The sequence below is a fragment of the Actinoplanes sp. L3-i22 genome, from assembly GCF_019704555.1.
Lineage (GTDB): Bacteria > Actinomycetota > Actinomycetes > Mycobacteriales > Micromonosporaceae > Actinoplanes.
Genome location: NZ_AP024745.1, coordinates 969,926 through 984,613 on the forward strand (window position 1 = coordinate 969,926; position 14,688 = coordinate 984,613).

Consider the following 14,688-nt stretch of genomic DNA (forward strand, 5'->3'; position numbering starts at 1 on the left):
CTACTTCGCCGGGATCTTCAGGACCTCGGTGTGCTCGTCGGGCGGGGTGACCAGGGACGGCATGACCTCGGTCGCGTCGTCGTCCTTCGGGGCGGCGGGCTGCGCCGGGATCACCGTCGTCTGGTCGTCGTCCTTGGGGGCGGCCTGCGCCGGGATCACCGTCGTCTGGTCGTGGTCCGCGTCCTTCGCCGGAACCGTCGCGGCCGGTGCGCTCGGCTCGCCCTTGGCCGGGAGCGTCATGGCGACGGTCTGGTCGTCGGTGGCGGCTGGCTTCGGCGCGATTTTTCCGGCGTCGGGGGCAATAGTCGGATTAGCGGTAATGCCGGATTTATTAGAATTAGGCGCTGCGGGCTTGGCGGCGGCGAACACCGTGGTGGTGTCGTCGCCGGCGGCGGCCACCCGCGGTCCGCCGAGTGACGGCACCCCACCGGCCGGCAGGGCCACGGTCGCGTCCGCGGGCGCGGTCGAGACGGGGGAAGCCGGCGGCGTGCGCAGAACCTGGGTCCGGTCGGCGGCCTGCGCCGCAGGCGGCTGAGCGGTCCGGAACACGGTCGTCTCGGCGGACGCCATCGGCACCCCGGGCGCCTTGGCCGAGCCGCGGAACCGGCCGATCTCGCCGATGATCGGCAGCACCGGCGGCTCGTAGCGGGCCCACCGGCGGGCGCTCAGCGCGGTGCACAGCAGTGGCACGGCGAGCAGCGCGGCCAGTCCGTACCCCGGGCGGCTCAGGTCGAAGCCGTCCTTGACCACGTCCGGCGACCAGATGCCGGCGTAGGAGTCCGGCGCGCTCCACGCCCAGTACGTCACCCCGAGGAACACGGCTCCGGCGACCGTCGGCCCGAGCGGCGAGATCGGCGAGAACGCCATGATCGCGAAGAGGATCCCGGCGAAGATCAGCAGGAGCAGGCCGCTCAGCGACTCGGCGGTGAAGAAGTCCCGCCCGCGACTGGTGAGGTCGTGGGTGAAGCCGACGCCGGCCAGGACCCAGACGGCGGGGGCGAGCACGAGGGCGTAGAGGATCGACCGGAGGTGGCGCATGACCCGGCAGGCTACCTCGCTCCGCCAATCGGCCGCCAAGCCGGTCGTATGGTGCCGATATGGATGATCAGCTCCCGGGGCGACCCACCGCACACGGCCGCGTCACGCTCAGCAAGATCATGACCGCGGTGGACGTGAACCTGTACGGCACGGTGCACGGCGGCGTGCTGATGAAGTTCGTCGACGACGTGGCGGGGGCGGCCGCGGCCCGGCACAGCGGGGGCACCGCGGTCACCGCCGCGATCGACGAGATCGTGTTCCTGGAGCCGGTCCGGGTGGGTGACCTGGTGCACGCGTACGCGCAGGTCAACTGGACCGGCAAGAGCTCGATGGAGGTCGGCGTGCGGCTGGAGGCCGAGCGCTGGGACGCGGTCGGCCCGACCATCCCGGTCGGTACCGCGTACCTGGTCTTCGTCGCCGTCGATGTGGCCGGCGCACCCCGTCAGGTCCCGCCTGTGTTGCCGGCCGACATGGACGACCACCGCCGGTTCAAGGAAGCATTGATCCGCCGTGACCACCGGCTGGCCCGGCGGGCGGCCATCCAGAGGGCGCGGGCTGAGTGAGGCGTCCAGCCTCGTGGGCCCGGGCTGAGTGAACGTTAAGGTGAGTGCATGACGGTGACGACGGGCACAGTCCTCTGGGAACCGCCGGCGGATGCCCGGCAGACCTCGCGGATCGGTGACTTCCTGGCCTGGCTGGCGCGCGAGCGCGGGCTGACCTTCGCGGACTATGCCGCCCTGTGGGAGTGGTCGGTCACCGACCTCTCCGGGTTCTGGGGCTCGGTCTGGGAGTACTTCGAGGTCGTCGCGCACGACCCGCCGACCGCGGTGCTGGCGGGCGACGCGATGCCGGGCGCGCAGTGGTTCCCCGGCGCGACCCTGAACTACGCGGAGAACGTGCTCCGGATGCCCGGCATCGGTGCCGACGAGCCGGTCGTGCTGGCCTATTCGCAGAGCCGTGAGCCGATCACCCTGACCGCGCGGGAGCTCCGCGAGCAGGTGCGACGAGTTCGGGCCGGCCTCAAGGCCCGGGGCGTGGGCCGGGGGGACCGGGTCGCGGCCTACGCGCCGAACATCCCTGAGACGTACGTGTTGATGCTGGCCACCGCGAGCCTCGGGGCGATCTTCTCGTCCTGTGCCCCGGAGTTCGGCTCGCGTTCGGTGATCGACCGGTGGAGTCAGATCGAGCCGAAGGTCCTGGTCGCGGTCGACGGCTACAAATATGGCGACAAATCGGTCAGCCGGGTTGCCGAGGTGGAAGCCATCGCCGCGGCGCTGCCGTCGCTCGAGCACGTCATCAACATCGGATATCTCGGTGAAGGTGGCGATTTCTCCGATCTGGACGGCCCGGACCAGCTCGCCTACGAGCCCGTCCCGTTCGACCACCCGCTCTACGTCCTCTACAGCTCCGGCACCACCGGCCTGCCCAAGCCGATCATCCACGGCCACGGCGGCATCCTGCTGGAACACCTCAAGATCCTCGCGCTGCACCACGACCTCGGCCCGTCCGACCGGTTCTTCTGGTTCACCACCACCGGCTGGATGATGTGGAACTACCTGGTCAGCGGCCCGGCCGTGGGCGCCGCGATCGTGATGTTCGACGGCAACCCGGGCTGGCCCTCGCTCGACACCCTCTGGGACCTGGTCGACACCGCCGGGATCACGTATTTCGGCACGTCCGCCCCGTTCCTGATGGCCTGCCGCAAGGCCGGCCTGACCCCGAACAAGACGCTCAAGGGCGTCGGCTCGACCGGCGCGCCGCTGCCCCCGGAGGGCTTCGCCTGGGTCTACGACGCGGTCGGCCGTGACCTGCAGCTGCTCTCGCTCTCCGGCGGCACCGACGTCTGCACCGGTTTCGTCGGCGGCTCGCCGCTGCTCCCGGTGCGCGCCGGCGTGATCTCCGGCCGCAGTCTGGGCGCCCGGGTCGAGGCCTACGACCCGGAAGGCAAGCCGGTCCTCGGCGAGCTGGGCGAGCTGGTGATCACCGCGCCGATGCCGAGCATGCCGGTCGGCTTCTGGAACGACCCGGACGGCCGGCGCTACCGGGAGGCGTACTTCGACGTCTTCCCGGGCGTCTGGCGGCACGGCGACTGGATCACCATCGCCGAGGACGGCAGCTGCGTGATCACCGGCCGCTCCGACGCCACCCTGAACCGGGGCGGCGTGCGGCTGGGGACCTCGGAGTTCTACTCGGTGGTGGAGAGCCTGCCCGAGGTCGCCGACTGCCTGGTGGTGCACCTGGACAAGGCCGACGACCCGAACGGCGAGCTGCTGCTGTTCGTCGTCCCGGCCGAGGGCTTCGAGGTCGACGACGCGCTGCGCGCGAAGATCGCCCGAGAGCTGCGCGGGTCACTCTCGCCCCGGCACATTCCGGACACCATCTATGCGGTACGGGCGTTGCCCCGCACCCTGTCCGCGAAGAAGCTCGAGGTGCCGGTCAAGCGGATCCTCACCGGCACCCCGATCGAGTCCGCCGCGGCGAAGGGCGCCCTGGCCAACCCGGAGTCGCTGAACGCGTTCGCCGAGCTGGCCCGGGCCCGGCTCACACCGCCAGGACGAGACTGACCTTCTCGGCGGTGGCCCGGGCGTCCAGCTTGCTCTCGTCCAGGTTCGCGCAGAGCACCGCCGACGCGCCCACCAGCAGCGGCGCGAGCAGCCAGTCGACCGGGTCCGGGTGGATCGTCACGTCGATCAGCACCCGGTCGCCGGCGCCGAAGCCGAGCTGGCCGGCCCGTTCCGCGGCGGCGTCCAGCACGTCCTGGTGGCTCAGCTCGACCGGCCCGGCGAACGCCCGGTCGGCCGGGTCGACCGGCGTGCCGCGGAAGTGGTCGCCGTAGTTGCGGACCTCGGTGACGAAGTCCGTGTACCCGGCCGGCAGCTCGCCCAGCGGCATGGCGAGCGGCAGCAGGCCGGTGACGAACCGGTCGGTGGTGGCCCAGGTGGCCGCCCGCTCGATCCGGTCCGGGCTGGTGAACAGCGCCTCCACCGGCTGCGGGTCACCGCCCAGGTCGGCCAGATCGACGGCGAGACCGGCCGCCGACACGCCGAGCAGGATCGCGGCGGTCTGCCAGTGCGGTGGCAGGAGCAGCGAGACGGCGTCGCCGTGACCGAGGCCGACGCCGTCGACCAGCAGGTTCGCCGTTTTCGACACCCAGTTGTCCAGGGTCGCGCCGGAAAGTTCGGCACGATCGCCGGTGGCATCGTCGTACCAGGTGAGCAGGGGTGCGGCCGGGTCTCGCCGGACCGCTTCAGCGAACGCCTGCGGAATGGTGGTGTTCATCGCCTCTAACCCTAGGTCGTCACTGTGGGTAACCGCGCCGGTGCATCCTTACGGCGTCGATTACGGCAACGTAAGGCAACCACCGGTGTCGCGGACACTTTCCCGAAGCGTTCCGGGCGTACGCTCGGGGTGGACGCCGGGTATTCACGGTGTCCGAGTTCCACCGCAGCATCGGTACGTCAGAGACGCCAAGGAGATGCCTCGTGACCCCCGGTCGCCCCCCGCGAGTGCTGGTCGACGCCACTAGTGTCCCCGCGGACAGAGGTGGTGTCGGCAGATATGTCGACGGATTGCTCGGAGCCCTCGCGCTGCTGGGCACGGATCGAGTGGACCTGGCCGTCGTCGCCCAGCGTTCGGATGCGGAGCGTTACCGCCGGATGCTTCCGGAGGCGGAGGTGCTGCCCGGCCCGTCCGCGATCGCGCACCGCCCGGCCCGCCTCGCCTGGGAGCAGACCGGCCTGCCCCTGCTCGTCCAGCAGGTCGGGGCGGACGTGCTGCACTCGCCGTTCTACACCTGCCCGCTGCGGTCGAGCGTCCCGGTCACGGTCACCGTGCACGACGCGACGTTCTTCACCGAGCCGGAGCACTACGACAACACCAAGCGAACTTTCTTCCGCAGCGCGATCAAGACGTCGCTGCGCCGCGCCGCCCGGGTGATCGTGCCCAGCAAGGCCACCCGCGACGAGCTGATCCGCCTGCTGGACGCCGACCCCACCAAGATCGACGTGGCGTACCACGGCGTCGACCAGGCCGCCTTCCACATGCCGACCGAGGAGGAGAAGGCCCGCGTCCGGGCCCGCCTCGGCCTCGGCGACTCGGGCTACGTCGCGTTCCTCGGCGCCAAGGAGCCGCGGAAGAACGTGCCGAACCTGATCCGCGGCTGGGCCCGCGCGGTCGCCGACTGGCCGCACCCGCCGGCCCTGGTGATCGCCGGCGGCCAGGGGCACGACGACGACATCGACCGGGCGGTCTCCGAGGTGCCCTCGCACCTGCGCCTGCTGCGCCCGGGCTACCTGCGCTACGCGGACCTGCCGGGCTTCCTCGGCGGCTCGCTGGTCGCCTGCTACCCGTCCTTCGGCGAGGGGTTCGGCCTGCCGATCCTGGAGGCGATGGCCTGCGGCACCCCGGTGCTCACCACGCCCCGGCTCTCCCTGCCCGAGGTGGGCGGCGACGCGGTCGCCTACACCACCGAGGCGCCGGAGCGGATCGCCGAGGACCTGGCCGACCTGCTGCACGACGAGCAGCGGCGGCAGACCCTGGCGAAGGCCGGCTTCGATCGGGCGAAAGAGTTCACCTGGGCGTCAAGCGCGGAGGTACATGTAACAACGTGGAATCGAGTCGCTTCCTGAGGTTCCACTAAACTCTGCGGCCATGAGCGACGAACAGAGTGGGCTGTACGGAGTGGTTCTGGCGGGTGGCACCGGAACCCGCCTGTGGCCGCTGTCCCGCGCCGGTCATCCCAAGTTCCTGCACCCGTTGACCGGCACCGATGCCTCCCTCCTGCAGGCCACGGTGGACCGGTTGGACACCCTCACCTCCCCCGATCGGGTCTTCGTGGTGACCGGTGTCGCGCACGCCGCCGCGGTCTCCCGGCAGCTGGCCGCGGTGCCCGACGAGAACGTGCTGGTCGAGCCGTCGCCGCGGGACTCCTGCGCGGCGATCGCGCTGGCCGCCGCGGTGATCGCGCGCCGCGACCCGGAGGCGATCATGGGCTCGTTCGCCTCCGATCACCTGATCGCCGACAAGGTCGAGTTCGCGAACGTCATCCGCAAGGCGATGGCGGGCGCGCGGACCGGCCTGCTGATGACGCTCGGCATCACGCCGACCCGCCCGGAGACCGGCTACGGCTACCTGCAGTGCGGCGGTGAGCTGCTGGAGGACGGCCCGGTGCTTCAGGTCGAGGAGTTCAAGGAGAAGCCGTCGTACGACATCGCCGAGTCGTACGTGAAGTCCGGCAACTACCTGTGGAACGCCGGCATGTTCGTCTGGCGCGCCGACGTGTTCCTGGCCGAGCTGGCCCGGCAGCAGCCGCAGCTGGCCGCCGGCGTCAGCCGGATCGCCCAGGCGTGGGGCACCGCCGAGCAGGAGGAGGTGCTCGGCGAGGTCTGGCCGACCCTGCCCCGCATCTCGGTGGACTACGCGGTGATGGAGGGCGCGGCCACCGTCGGCCGGGTCGCCACCGTCCCGGGTGACTTCGGGTGGAACGACGTCGGCGACTTCCACACCCTCGGCGAGGTGCTCACCGCCGACCCGTCCGGCAACGTGGTGGTCGGCAACGACACCGGCGGCGAGCGGCCCACCGTGCTGCTGCGCGACACCGAGAACCTGGTCGTCGTGCCCGGCTCGGGCCGCCTGGTGGCCGCGATGGGCGTCCGCGACCTGGTCATCGTCGACACCGCCGACGCGGTGCTGATCTGCCCGCGCGAGCGCGCGCAGGAGGTCAAGAGCCTGGTCGACCAGCTCAAGGAGCTCGGCCAGCACGGCTACATCTGAGGGTTCAGGGCCGCCGCGGCGGCCCTGAACCACCGTCACCAGGCGACGACGCCCTGGTTGCTCGGCTGCAGCGTGCCGATCTGCAGGGACTTCATGGTGATCCCGCTGCGCTCGGCGGCCGGGAAGCCCTCCAGCGTGGCGACCGGCCCGTCGGTGGACGCCTCCAGGTTGTACCGCATGGTGTTGCCCACGCCGCAGCTCCCGTCCGCCTTGTCGCAGGGGACCCACTTGATGCCGGCGAACGCCGAGGTGCCCGGCTTGACGGTGAACGCCTCGGCCGGCCCCGGCTGGTTGACCTTCTTCGTCGGCACCGCGACCACCTCGTCGGCAGCGTTGACCAGCGAGATCGCCACCCAGCCGTCGAGCGTGCAGGCGCTCTTGCCGTCGTTGGTCAGGACCACCATCGCCTTCTGCGCGGTCGCGGTCCCGTCCGGCTGCAGGGCGATCGCGGTCTTCAGGTCCGCGCTGCGACACGCGGCGGCCTTCGTGCCGGTCTGGGCGGCGCCGGTCGTCTTGGTCTTCGCGGTCGCCGGCGTGCCGCCGGTGGTGGCGGTCGGCGCCGCGGCCGAGGAAGCCGGGGCCGCCGAGGACGCCGAGACGGTCGCGGCCGGGGCGGCAGTCGTCGCGTCCCCGCCGGAACAGCCGGTCGCCAGGCCGATCACGAGCAGGGCCGGGACGGCCAACTTCAGAGCGTCGCGCATGTCGTCTCTCACCATGTTCCTCAGTCGCGGATCAACTGAGGACGATCATGTCGGCCGGGCCGGACCACGAACGGCCCGGTCCGCCCCGTCGGCATGAACCTGGGAGAAACCGCACACTCAGCGCAAGCGGGCCCGGGCCGGCTCGATCTGCTGGACCACGCCGGCCGCGAGCGGGCTGGGCAGCGCGTCGGTGGTGAACCAGGCCAGGTCGGACGACTCGTCGCTGATCTGCTCGACCGCACCGGTCGGCGCGCGCAGCAGAAAACGTACGTCGAAATGGGTGGAAGCCGTCGCCGGCGCGCCCTCCGCGGCCCCGCAGCGGACCTCGTGGATGTCGATGTCGATCGGCTCCGGGTCGAGGAGCAGGCCGGCGATGCCGGACTCCTCGGTCGCCTCGCGCAGCGCCGCGGCGGCCAGCGTCGCGTCGCCGGCCTCGCAGTGCCCGCCGAGCTGCATCCACAGGCCGAGCCGGCCGTGCAGGCAGAGCAGGATCCGCCCGGCGTCGTCGACGATCAGCGCGCTGGCGGTGACGTGCCCGGCCCGGTGCGCCCGGGTCATCGCGGCCGGGCCGTCGGCGAGCAGGCCGAGGGTGCGCTTGCGGTTCAGCTCGGCCGTCTCGGACGTGGCCGTCCAGTCGGTCAGCGTGTGGACGGCATCTTCGTACAGGCTCATGCCGGGTCTCCGAAGGTGATCGTCACGCCGCTGTCGTCGAACTCGATGCTGCTGGTCAGCCCGTCGGCGGCGAGCGCCGCCCGGAGCCGGTGGGCGTCCGCGCCCAGGCGGATCAGATCGGCGGGCGCGGGCCCGGCCGGGGTCAATCGAATGGTCGGGGTGACGGCTTGGATGCCGGTGCCGACCGTGACGATCTCGGCGAGCCGGTCGAGGGCCAGGCCGGCCCGGTCGGCGCCGGCCTCCCGGACCGCGACCTCGTCGCCGAGGTAGGCCGCGTCCTCCAGGCCCTGGGCGCGGGCCTCGGCGGTGCCCAGGCTGAACATGTCGCTCGCGCCGTCCCGGATCAGCACCGCGACGCCCGCGTCGGCCTCGCCGCGCCGGACCGGATAGCCGCGGACCACGGCCACCGGCACCTGGTCACACTTGCCCTTGACCAGCTCGGCCGCGCCGGACAGCTCGTCCACCACGGCCATCTGGGTGAGGCTGAGCTCGTTGCCGTAGGGATCGGTCTGCCCCCGATGGTCGAGGAGCGCGTCGATCCCGGCCGCCCCGAGGGCCACGTCGGTCAGCCCGTTGCGCCAGGCCCGGCCCATCGTGTCGGAGATGATCACCGCGACGTCCAGCCCGCGCACGGCCAGGTCGGCGCGCAGTTTCCGCGCGGATGCGTCCGGGTCGGCCGGCAGCAGGACCAGGTGGGTCTTGTCCACGTTCGACGCGTCGATGCCGGCCGCGGCCATCACGAAGCCGTGGTGGGTCTGCACGATCGTGGTCGGTCCGCGGCGGGCGACCACCCGGGCGGTCTCCGACTCCAGGGCGCGGACCCGGGCCTCCTCGCGTTCCGGGCCGTCGGCCGGCACCTCGACCAGCCGGCCCTCCGCCTTCGACACGATCTTGCTGGTCACCACCAGCACGTCGTCGTCGCGCAGCCAGGGCGCGGCCGTGGTGATCAGCTCGGCCAGGTCGTCGCCGGTGGTGACGTCGCCGATGCCCTCGACCGGAAGGATCTCCAGTCTCATCGGGCCAGCTCCAGCGCGTCGGCGACCATCCGGGTGGTCAGCGCCTCGTCCTTCATCCAGAGCGGCACCGCGCGGGTCCGCACGCCGGAGATCTCCACGCCGGCGTCGGACGTGTCGACCAGCCAGCCGTCGAGCAGCCCGCCGTCGCGGCGCGGCCCGTACATCCGGCCGACGCCGCCGGCGCTGACCTCGACCTCCAGCGTGGCCAGGCACTTGTCGGCCATCCCCCGGACGGGTGAACCACCGATGATCGGGGAGACCCCGACGACCGGCGCCGGGCCACTGATCAGCGCCTCCCGGATCTGCGGCACGGCCAGGATCGGCGCGATGCTGACGACCGGGTTGCTGGGGGCCAGCAGGATCACGTCGGCCCGGGCGAGCGCGTCGAGCACGCCGGCGGCCGGCTTGGCGTTCTCCGCGCCGCGGAAGACGAACCGGTGCGTCGGCACCTCGCCGCGGTAGCGCACCCACCACTCCTGGAAGTGGATCGCCTTGCGCTCGCCGTCGACGTCGACCACGACGTGCGTCTCGAGCCGGTCGTCGGTGGCCGGCAGCATCTCGATCCCGGGCTGCCAGCGCTCGCACAGCGCGGCGGTTACCTGGGAGAGCGGGAAACCGGCGTTGAGCATGCTGGTGCGCACCAGGTGGGTGGCGGTGTCCTTGTCGCCGAGGCCGAACCAGGACGGCTCGACGCCGTACTTCGCCAGCTCCTCCTTGACGACCCAGCTCTCCCCGACCCGGCCCCAGCCGCGTTCCGGGTCGGCCGCGCCGCCCAGCGTGTACATCACGCTGTCCAGATCCGGGCAGATCTGCAGCCCGTGCATCCGGACGTCGTCGCCGACGTTGACCACCGCCGTGACCTCGGCGCCGATGGCACGGGCGTGCGCACGCACGCCGACGAGGAACCGGGCGCCGCCGATACCCCCGGTAAGTACCGCGATCCGCATCAGCCCATCCTCTCCCACCCGCGTCGCCGGGCCGGTTGCCGGGTGGCGGTTTACTCTGGGCGAACCTCGATCACCGTACGTCCGGGAGTAACCGTGACCAGTCCACCGCAGCCCACACCGGCCGAAGGCAAGCCGATCGGCCAGTTCCTGACTCCCCTCCGCGACCTCGCCGCGTACGTTCTGGTCGGCGCTCCGGCGGTGTTCCTGCTCGCCGCTGTGATCAACCTGCTCGGCGACAACTTCGGCGCCCGTACGGCGGCCAGCTTCGGCGGCTTCATCAGCCTGGAGACGGTCGGCATGCCGCTGGCCGCGGTGCTGCTGGCGCTCGGCCTGAAGCCGGTCCACCCCAAGGCTCGGCTGATCACGCTGGCCGCGCTCGTCGAGTACGGCGTGATGGCCTTCTTCGGCGTGATCTTCGGCCTGCTGTTCGGCGTGATCAACATCGCGTCGTACGACGCGGCCGGCGCCTTCACCGCGCTGCTCGCCCGGGTCGCTTGGCTCGGCGTGTTCGGGCTGGCGGCGTACGTGGTGTTCCAGATCTGGCGGGGCGTCTACATGGTGCCGAAGCCGAAGATGCCGCCGGGCGTCTACGGGCAGCCGCAGGCGCCGTACGGGCAGCAGCCCTACGGCCAGCAGCCTCCGTACGGCCAGCAGTACGGTCAGCCGCCGTTCCCGCAGCAGCCGCAGCAGCCGCAGCCGGGGACGTACGGTCAGCCGCCGGCGTACCAGCCGGGCACCTACGGCCAGCCGCCGTCGTCGCCGCCGGCCCAGCCGGGCTGGAACAACCCGCCGGTCGCGGCCCCGCCGGTGGGCAGCACCCCGACGCCGGCCTCCGCGCCGCCCGCGTCCGCGCCGCCGGCCGGGTTCCCCGCGCCGTCCACGCCGTTCGGCGCGCCGGCCCCGGCCGCGCCGTTCGCCGATCCGACGCAGGTCGTGCCGCGTGCGGAGCCGGCTCCGATCGACCGGACGAGCAAGCTTCCGGACGACCGGCCGGGCTTCGGTCCCGCCGATTCGGACCCGCCCCGGCAGTAATTCCCTGTCCACAGGCTCGGCTTGGTGTTTCACGACACTTCGCGGGCCTGTGGACGGTGGCGGCGGTCGAAACGATTCCGGTCTAGGTTGTTTTCGTGGCAGAGGTCAACCAGGCACCGACCGAGGCGAGCATCCGACGTGCGCTGCGTCGGGCCGCTGACGGTAAAGCGATCGACGTCGACGAGGCGACCGCGCTGCTCGCCGCGACCGGCGACCAGTTCGAGGAGCTGCTGGCCATCGCCGGCGGCATCCGGGACGCCGGCCTGCGCGAGGCCGGGCGGCCGGGCGTGGTGACGTTCTCGAAAAAGGTCTTCATCCCGCTCACCCGGCTCTGCCAGGACCGATGTCACTACTGCACGTTCGCCACCGTGCCGCACCGGCTGCCGGCCGCGTTCCTGGAGCGCGACGAGGTGCTGGAGATCGCCCGGCAGGGCGCCGCGCAGGGCTGCAAGGAGGCCCTGTTCACGCTCGGCGACCGGCCCGAGGAGCGCTGGCCCGCGGCCCGGCAGTGGCTGGACGAGCGGGGCTACGACTCCACCCTCGACTACGTGCGGGCCTGCGCCATCGCGGTGCTGGAGGAGACCGGCCTGCTGCCGCACCTCAACCCGGGCGTGATGAGCTGGGCCGAGCTGCAGCGGCTCAAGCCGGTCGCGCCGAGCATGGGCATGATGCTGGAGACCACCGCCACCCGGCTGTGGTCCGAGCCCGGCGGGCCGCACTACGGCTCACCGGACAAGGAGCCCGCGGTCCGGCTCCGGGTGCTCGAGGACGCCGGCCGGGTCGGCGTGCCGTTCACCACCGGCATCCTGATCGGCATCGGGGAGACGCCGGCCGAGCGGGTCGACGCGCTGTTCGCGATGCGCCGGGTCGCCCGCGAGTTCGGGCACATCCAGGAGCTCATCATCCAGAATTTCCGCGCCAAGCCGGACACGGCGATGCGCGGGATGCCCGATGCCGAGCTGCGTGAGCTGGCCGCCACGGTCGCCGTCGGCCGGGTCATCGCCGGCCCACGGGCCCGCATCCAGGCCCCGCCGAACCTGATCGACGACGAGTTCGCGCTGCTCCTGCGCGCCGGGATCGACGACTGGGGCGGGGTGTCCCCGGTGACGCCCGACCACGTCAACCCCGAGCGCCCGTGGCCGCAGATCGCCCAGCTGGCCGAGCGGTCCGCGGCCGCCGGGTTCACCCTCCGCGAGCGCCTCACGATCTACCCGGAATATGTGCGGCGTGGCGACGAGGGCTGGCTCGATCCGCGTCTGGCCGCCCACGTGGCCGCGCTCGCCGGGCCGGACGGGCTGGCCCGCGAGGACGCCCCGGTGGTCGGCCGGCCCTGGCAGGAGCCGGAGGAGACGTTCGAGACCGGGCGTACCGACCTGCACGAGGCGATCGACACCGAGGGCCGCACCGGCGACCGCCGGTCCGACTTCGACTTCGTCTACGGCGACTGGGACGAGGTCGCCGCGCACGTCAAGAGCGCCCCGGCGAACGTGCCGACCGACGTGCTCGCCGGGCTCAAGCTCGCCTCCACCGATCCGGCCGCGCTGCTGCTGCCGGAGCACGAGGACAAGGCGATGGCGCTGTTCAACGCGGACGGCAGCGCCCTCGACGAGCTCGCCCGGATCGCCGACGACCTGCGCAAGCATGTCAACGGCGACGACATCACCTACGTGGTGAACCGCAACATCAACTTCTCCAACGTCTGCTACGTGGGCTGCCGGTTCTGCGCGTTCGCCCAGCGGGAGAAGGACGCTGACGCGTACCGGCTCTCCGTCGAGCAGGTCGCCGACCGGGCCGAGGAGGCGTGGCGGGACGGCGCGTCCGAGGTGTGCATGCAGGGCGGCATCGACCCGAAGATGCCGGTGACGGCGTACGCGGATCTGGTCCGCGCCGTCAAGCAGCGCGTCCCCGGCATGCACGTCCACGCGTATTCGCCGATGGAGATCGTCACGGCCGCGTCCAAGGCCGGGGTGTCGCTCAAGGAGTGGCTCACCGACCTGCGCGAGGCCGGCCTGGGCACCATCCCGGGCACCGCGGCCGAGATCCTCGACGACGACGTCCGCTGGGTGCTGACCAAGGGCAAGCTGCCCACCGCCACCTGGGTCGACGTGGTCACCACGGCCCACCAGGTCGGGATCCGCTCCAGCTCCACGATGATGTACGGGCACGTCGACCACCCGCGGCAGTGGCTCGGCCACTTCCGGGTGCTGGCCGGCATCCAGGACGTGACCGGCGGCCTCACCGAGTTCGTGGCGTTGCCGTTCATCCACACCAACGCCCCGATCTACCTGGCCGGCATCGCCCGCCCCGGCCCCACCTGGCGGGAGAACCGGGTCGTCCACGCGATGGCCCGGGTCCTCCTGCACGGCCGGGTCGACAACATCCAGTGCTCCTGGGTCAAACTCGGCGACGAGGGCACCCGGGTGATGCTCAACAGCGGCTGCAACGACCTGGGCGGCACGCTGATGGAGGAGACCATCTCCCGGATGGCCGGCTCGGAACACGGCTCCGCCCGCACGGTCGCCGAGCTCAAGGAACTGGCCGCGGCGGCGGGGCGCCCCGCGGTCGAACGCACCACGGTCTACGGCCGCCGCTGACGGCACCGGCAGCGGGCGGCCATCCACCGCCCGCTGCCGCCCGGCCCCGGCACCACCCGGCCGGCCCCGGCACCACCCGGCCGGCCCCGGCACCACCCGGCCGGCCCCGGCACCACCCGGCCGGCCCCGGCACCGCCCGGCCCCGGCCCGGCACCGCCCGGCCCCGGCACCACCCGACCCGCCGAGGCGCTGCCTGGCCCGCCACCGCGCTGCCCGCCACCGCGCTGCCCGCCACCGCGCTGCCCGGCGCGGCGCCACCCGGCGGAGCGCGGTGCTGCGGGGCCTGTCACCGCGCTGCGCGCTGTTTGGCGCGGCGTTACCCGGCGCGGCACGGCGTTGCCGGGCCTGCCATCGCGCTGCGCGCTGCTGGATCTGTCACGGCGCCACCCCAGCGGTGCTGCCCGGCCCGGCATCGCCTGCCCCAGCCAGCCACCGCGCCGTCTATCTGCCGCCCGGCGGCCCGACCCATCGCCGGCCCGTCGCCGAGCCGCCTGCCTCTGGCCCCGCTGCCCGCTGCCCGACATCTGACGTCCGGCTTGCTCGCTGCACCCTGACCGCACATCGAGCGAGGTGCGAGGCCGCGTTGGGCGGGGACCTCCGGGGAGGGGCCGGCGTGGCACGCAACAGCTGACGGACGGGTTGGCGGTGGGGTCGGCGTGGCACGCAACAGCTGACGGACGGGTTGGCGGTGGGGCCGACGTGGCGTGCGATGGCTGATGGCGGGTTGGCCGTGGAGCCGACGTGGCGTGCGACGGCTGATGGATGGGTTGGGAGGTTGGGGCGGGGCGGCGTGGCGCGCGATGGCTGGCGGGTGGGGCGGTGGCTGGGGGAGGGGCGGGTGTCGCTCCCCGGAGTGACGACCGGGTTTGCTCTTTGGTGGTACCTGATGGGGTGGGATACGCCACGGGTGTGGTGG

The 14,688-nt window shown here is 72.5% G+C and carries 12 protein-coding genes; 6 read left to right on the forward strand and 6 right to left on the reverse strand.

Annotated features, from left to right (window positions below; translation table 11 throughout):
• Positions 1–1,038: a hypothetical protein gene (locus L3i22_RS04490; protein ID WP_221325739.1), complete on the reverse strand. Its 1,038-nt coding sequence runs from the start codon at positions 1,036–1,038 to the stop codon at positions 1–3.
• A 59-nt stretch (positions 1,039–1,097) separates the two neighbouring features.
• On the opposite strand from L3i22_RS04490, the gene L3i22_RS04495 reads away from it, so the two are divergent.
• Positions 1,098–1,601, forward strand: a complete 504-nt coding sequence (locus L3i22_RS04495) for an acyl-CoA thioesterase (protein WP_221325740.1) — start codon at positions 1,098–1,100, stop codon at positions 1,599–1,601.
• A 48-nt stretch (positions 1,602–1,649) separates the two neighbouring features.
• Complete coding sequence (locus L3i22_RS04500) at positions 1,650–3,602, forward strand: acetoacetate--CoA ligase (protein WP_221325741.1); 1,953 nt, start codon at positions 1,650–1,652, stop codon at positions 3,600–3,602.
• Here the strand turns inward: L3i22_RS04500 and L3i22_RS04505 are convergent.
• Positions 3,580–4,317 (reverse strand): TIGR03089 family protein, encoded by a 738-nt coding sequence (locus L3i22_RS04505; RefSeq protein WP_221325742.1) that lies wholly within the window; start codon positions 4,315–4,317, stop codon positions 3,580–3,582. The two genes, L3i22_RS04500 and L3i22_RS04505, sit on opposite strands and share 23 nt — an antisense overlap.
• 203 nt (positions 4,318–4,520) lie before the next feature.
• On the opposite strand from L3i22_RS04505, the gene L3i22_RS04510 reads away from it, so the two are divergent.
• Positions 4,521–5,666, forward strand: coding sequence for a glycosyltransferase family 1 protein (locus L3i22_RS04510; RefSeq protein ID WP_221325743.1), 1,146 nt, complete (start codon positions 4,521–4,523; stop codon positions 5,664–5,666).
• A gap of 22 nt (positions 5,667–5,688) precedes the next feature.
• Positions 5,689–6,810: a mannose-1-phosphate guanylyltransferase gene (locus tag L3i22_RS04515; protein ID WP_221325744.1), complete on the forward strand. Its 1,122-nt coding sequence runs from the start codon at positions 5,689–5,691 to the stop codon at positions 6,808–6,810.
• 35 nt (positions 6,811–6,845) lie between these two features.
• On the opposite strand, the gene L3i22_RS04520 is transcribed toward L3i22_RS04515, so the two are convergent.
• The 4 genes from L3i22_RS04520 to cofD form a co-directional block, all read right to left on the reverse strand.
• Positions 6,846–7,511, reverse strand: a complete 666-nt coding sequence (locus tag L3i22_RS04520; protein ID WP_221325745.1) for a DUF4232 domain-containing protein — start codon at positions 7,509–7,511, stop codon at positions 6,846–6,848.
• A gap of 117 nt (positions 7,512–7,628) precedes the next feature.
• On the reverse strand, positions 7,629–8,183 hold the full coding sequence (locus L3i22_RS04525; protein WP_221325746.1) for an NUDIX hydrolase: 555 nt from the start codon (positions 8,181–8,183) through the stop codon (positions 7,629–7,631).
• Positions 8,180–9,199 carry a coenzyme F420-0:L-glutamate ligase gene (locus L3i22_RS04530; RefSeq protein ID WP_221325747.1) on the reverse strand — a complete coding sequence of 340 codons (1,020 nt, stop codon included), beginning with the start codon at positions 9,197–9,199 and terminating at the stop codon, positions 8,180–8,182. Before L3i22_RS04530 ends, L3i22_RS04525 begins: the two co-directional genes overlap by 4 nt.
• Positions 9,196–10,146: a 2-phospho-L-lactate transferase gene (gene cofD / locus L3i22_RS04535; RefSeq protein WP_221325748.1), complete on the reverse strand. Its 951-nt coding sequence runs from the start codon at positions 10,144–10,146 to the stop codon at positions 9,196–9,198. Before cofD ends, L3i22_RS04530 begins: the two co-directional genes overlap by 4 nt.
• Before the next feature lie 93 nt (positions 10,147–10,239).
• On the opposite strand from cofD, the gene L3i22_RS04540 reads away from it, so the two are divergent.
• Together L3i22_RS04540 and L3i22_RS04545 are read left to right on the forward strand one after the other, a co-directional pair.
• Complete coding sequence (locus L3i22_RS04540; protein WP_221325749.1) at positions 10,240–11,178, forward strand: hypothetical protein; 939 nt, start codon at positions 10,240–10,242, stop codon at positions 11,176–11,178.
• A 95-nt stretch (positions 11,179–11,273) separates the two neighbouring features.
• Positions 11,274–13,772 (forward strand): bifunctional FO biosynthesis protein CofGH, encoded by a 2,499-nt coding sequence (locus tag L3i22_RS04545; protein WP_221325750.1) that lies wholly within the window; start codon positions 11,274–11,276, stop codon positions 13,770–13,772.
• The last annotated feature ends 916 nt before the right edge of the window (positions 13,773–14,688 follow it).

Excerpts from the sequence above, each read along its gene's own strand:
- L3i22_RS04525 (WP_221325746.1), bottom strand. The coding sequence starts at position 8,183 with ATGAGCCTGTACGAAGATGCCGTCCACACGCTGACCGACTGGACGGCC.
- L3i22_RS04495 (WP_221325740.1), top strand. The coding sequence starts at position 1,098 with ATGGATGATCAGCTCCCGGGGCGACCCACCGCACACGGCCGCGTCACG.
- L3i22_RS04500 (WP_221325741.1), top strand. The coding sequence starts at position 1,650 with ATGACGGTGACGACGGGCACAGTCCTCTGGGAACCGCCGGCGGATGCC.
- L3i22_RS04515 (WP_221325744.1), top strand. The coding sequence starts at position 5,689 with ATGAGCGACGAACAGAGTGGGCTGTACGGAGTGGTTCTGGCGGGTGGC.
- cofD (WP_221325748.1), bottom strand. The coding sequence starts at position 10,146 with ATGCGGATCGCGGTACTTACCGGGGGTATCGGCGGCGCCCGGTTCCTC.
- L3i22_RS04530 (WP_221325747.1), bottom strand. The coding sequence starts at position 9,199 with ATGAGACTGGAGATCCTTCCGGTCGAGGGCATCGGCGACGTCACCACC.
- L3i22_RS04505 (WP_221325742.1), bottom strand. The coding sequence starts at position 4,317 with ATGAACACCACCATTCCGCAGGCGTTCGCTGAAGCGGTCCGGCGAGAC.
- L3i22_RS04520 (WP_221325745.1), bottom strand. The coding sequence starts at position 7,511 with ATGCGCGACGCTCTGAAGTTGGCCGTCCCGGCCCTGCTCGTGATCGGC.
- L3i22_RS04490 (WP_221325739.1), bottom strand. The coding sequence starts at position 1,038 with ATGCGCCACCTCCGGTCGATCCTCTACGCCCTCGTGCTCGCCCCCGCC.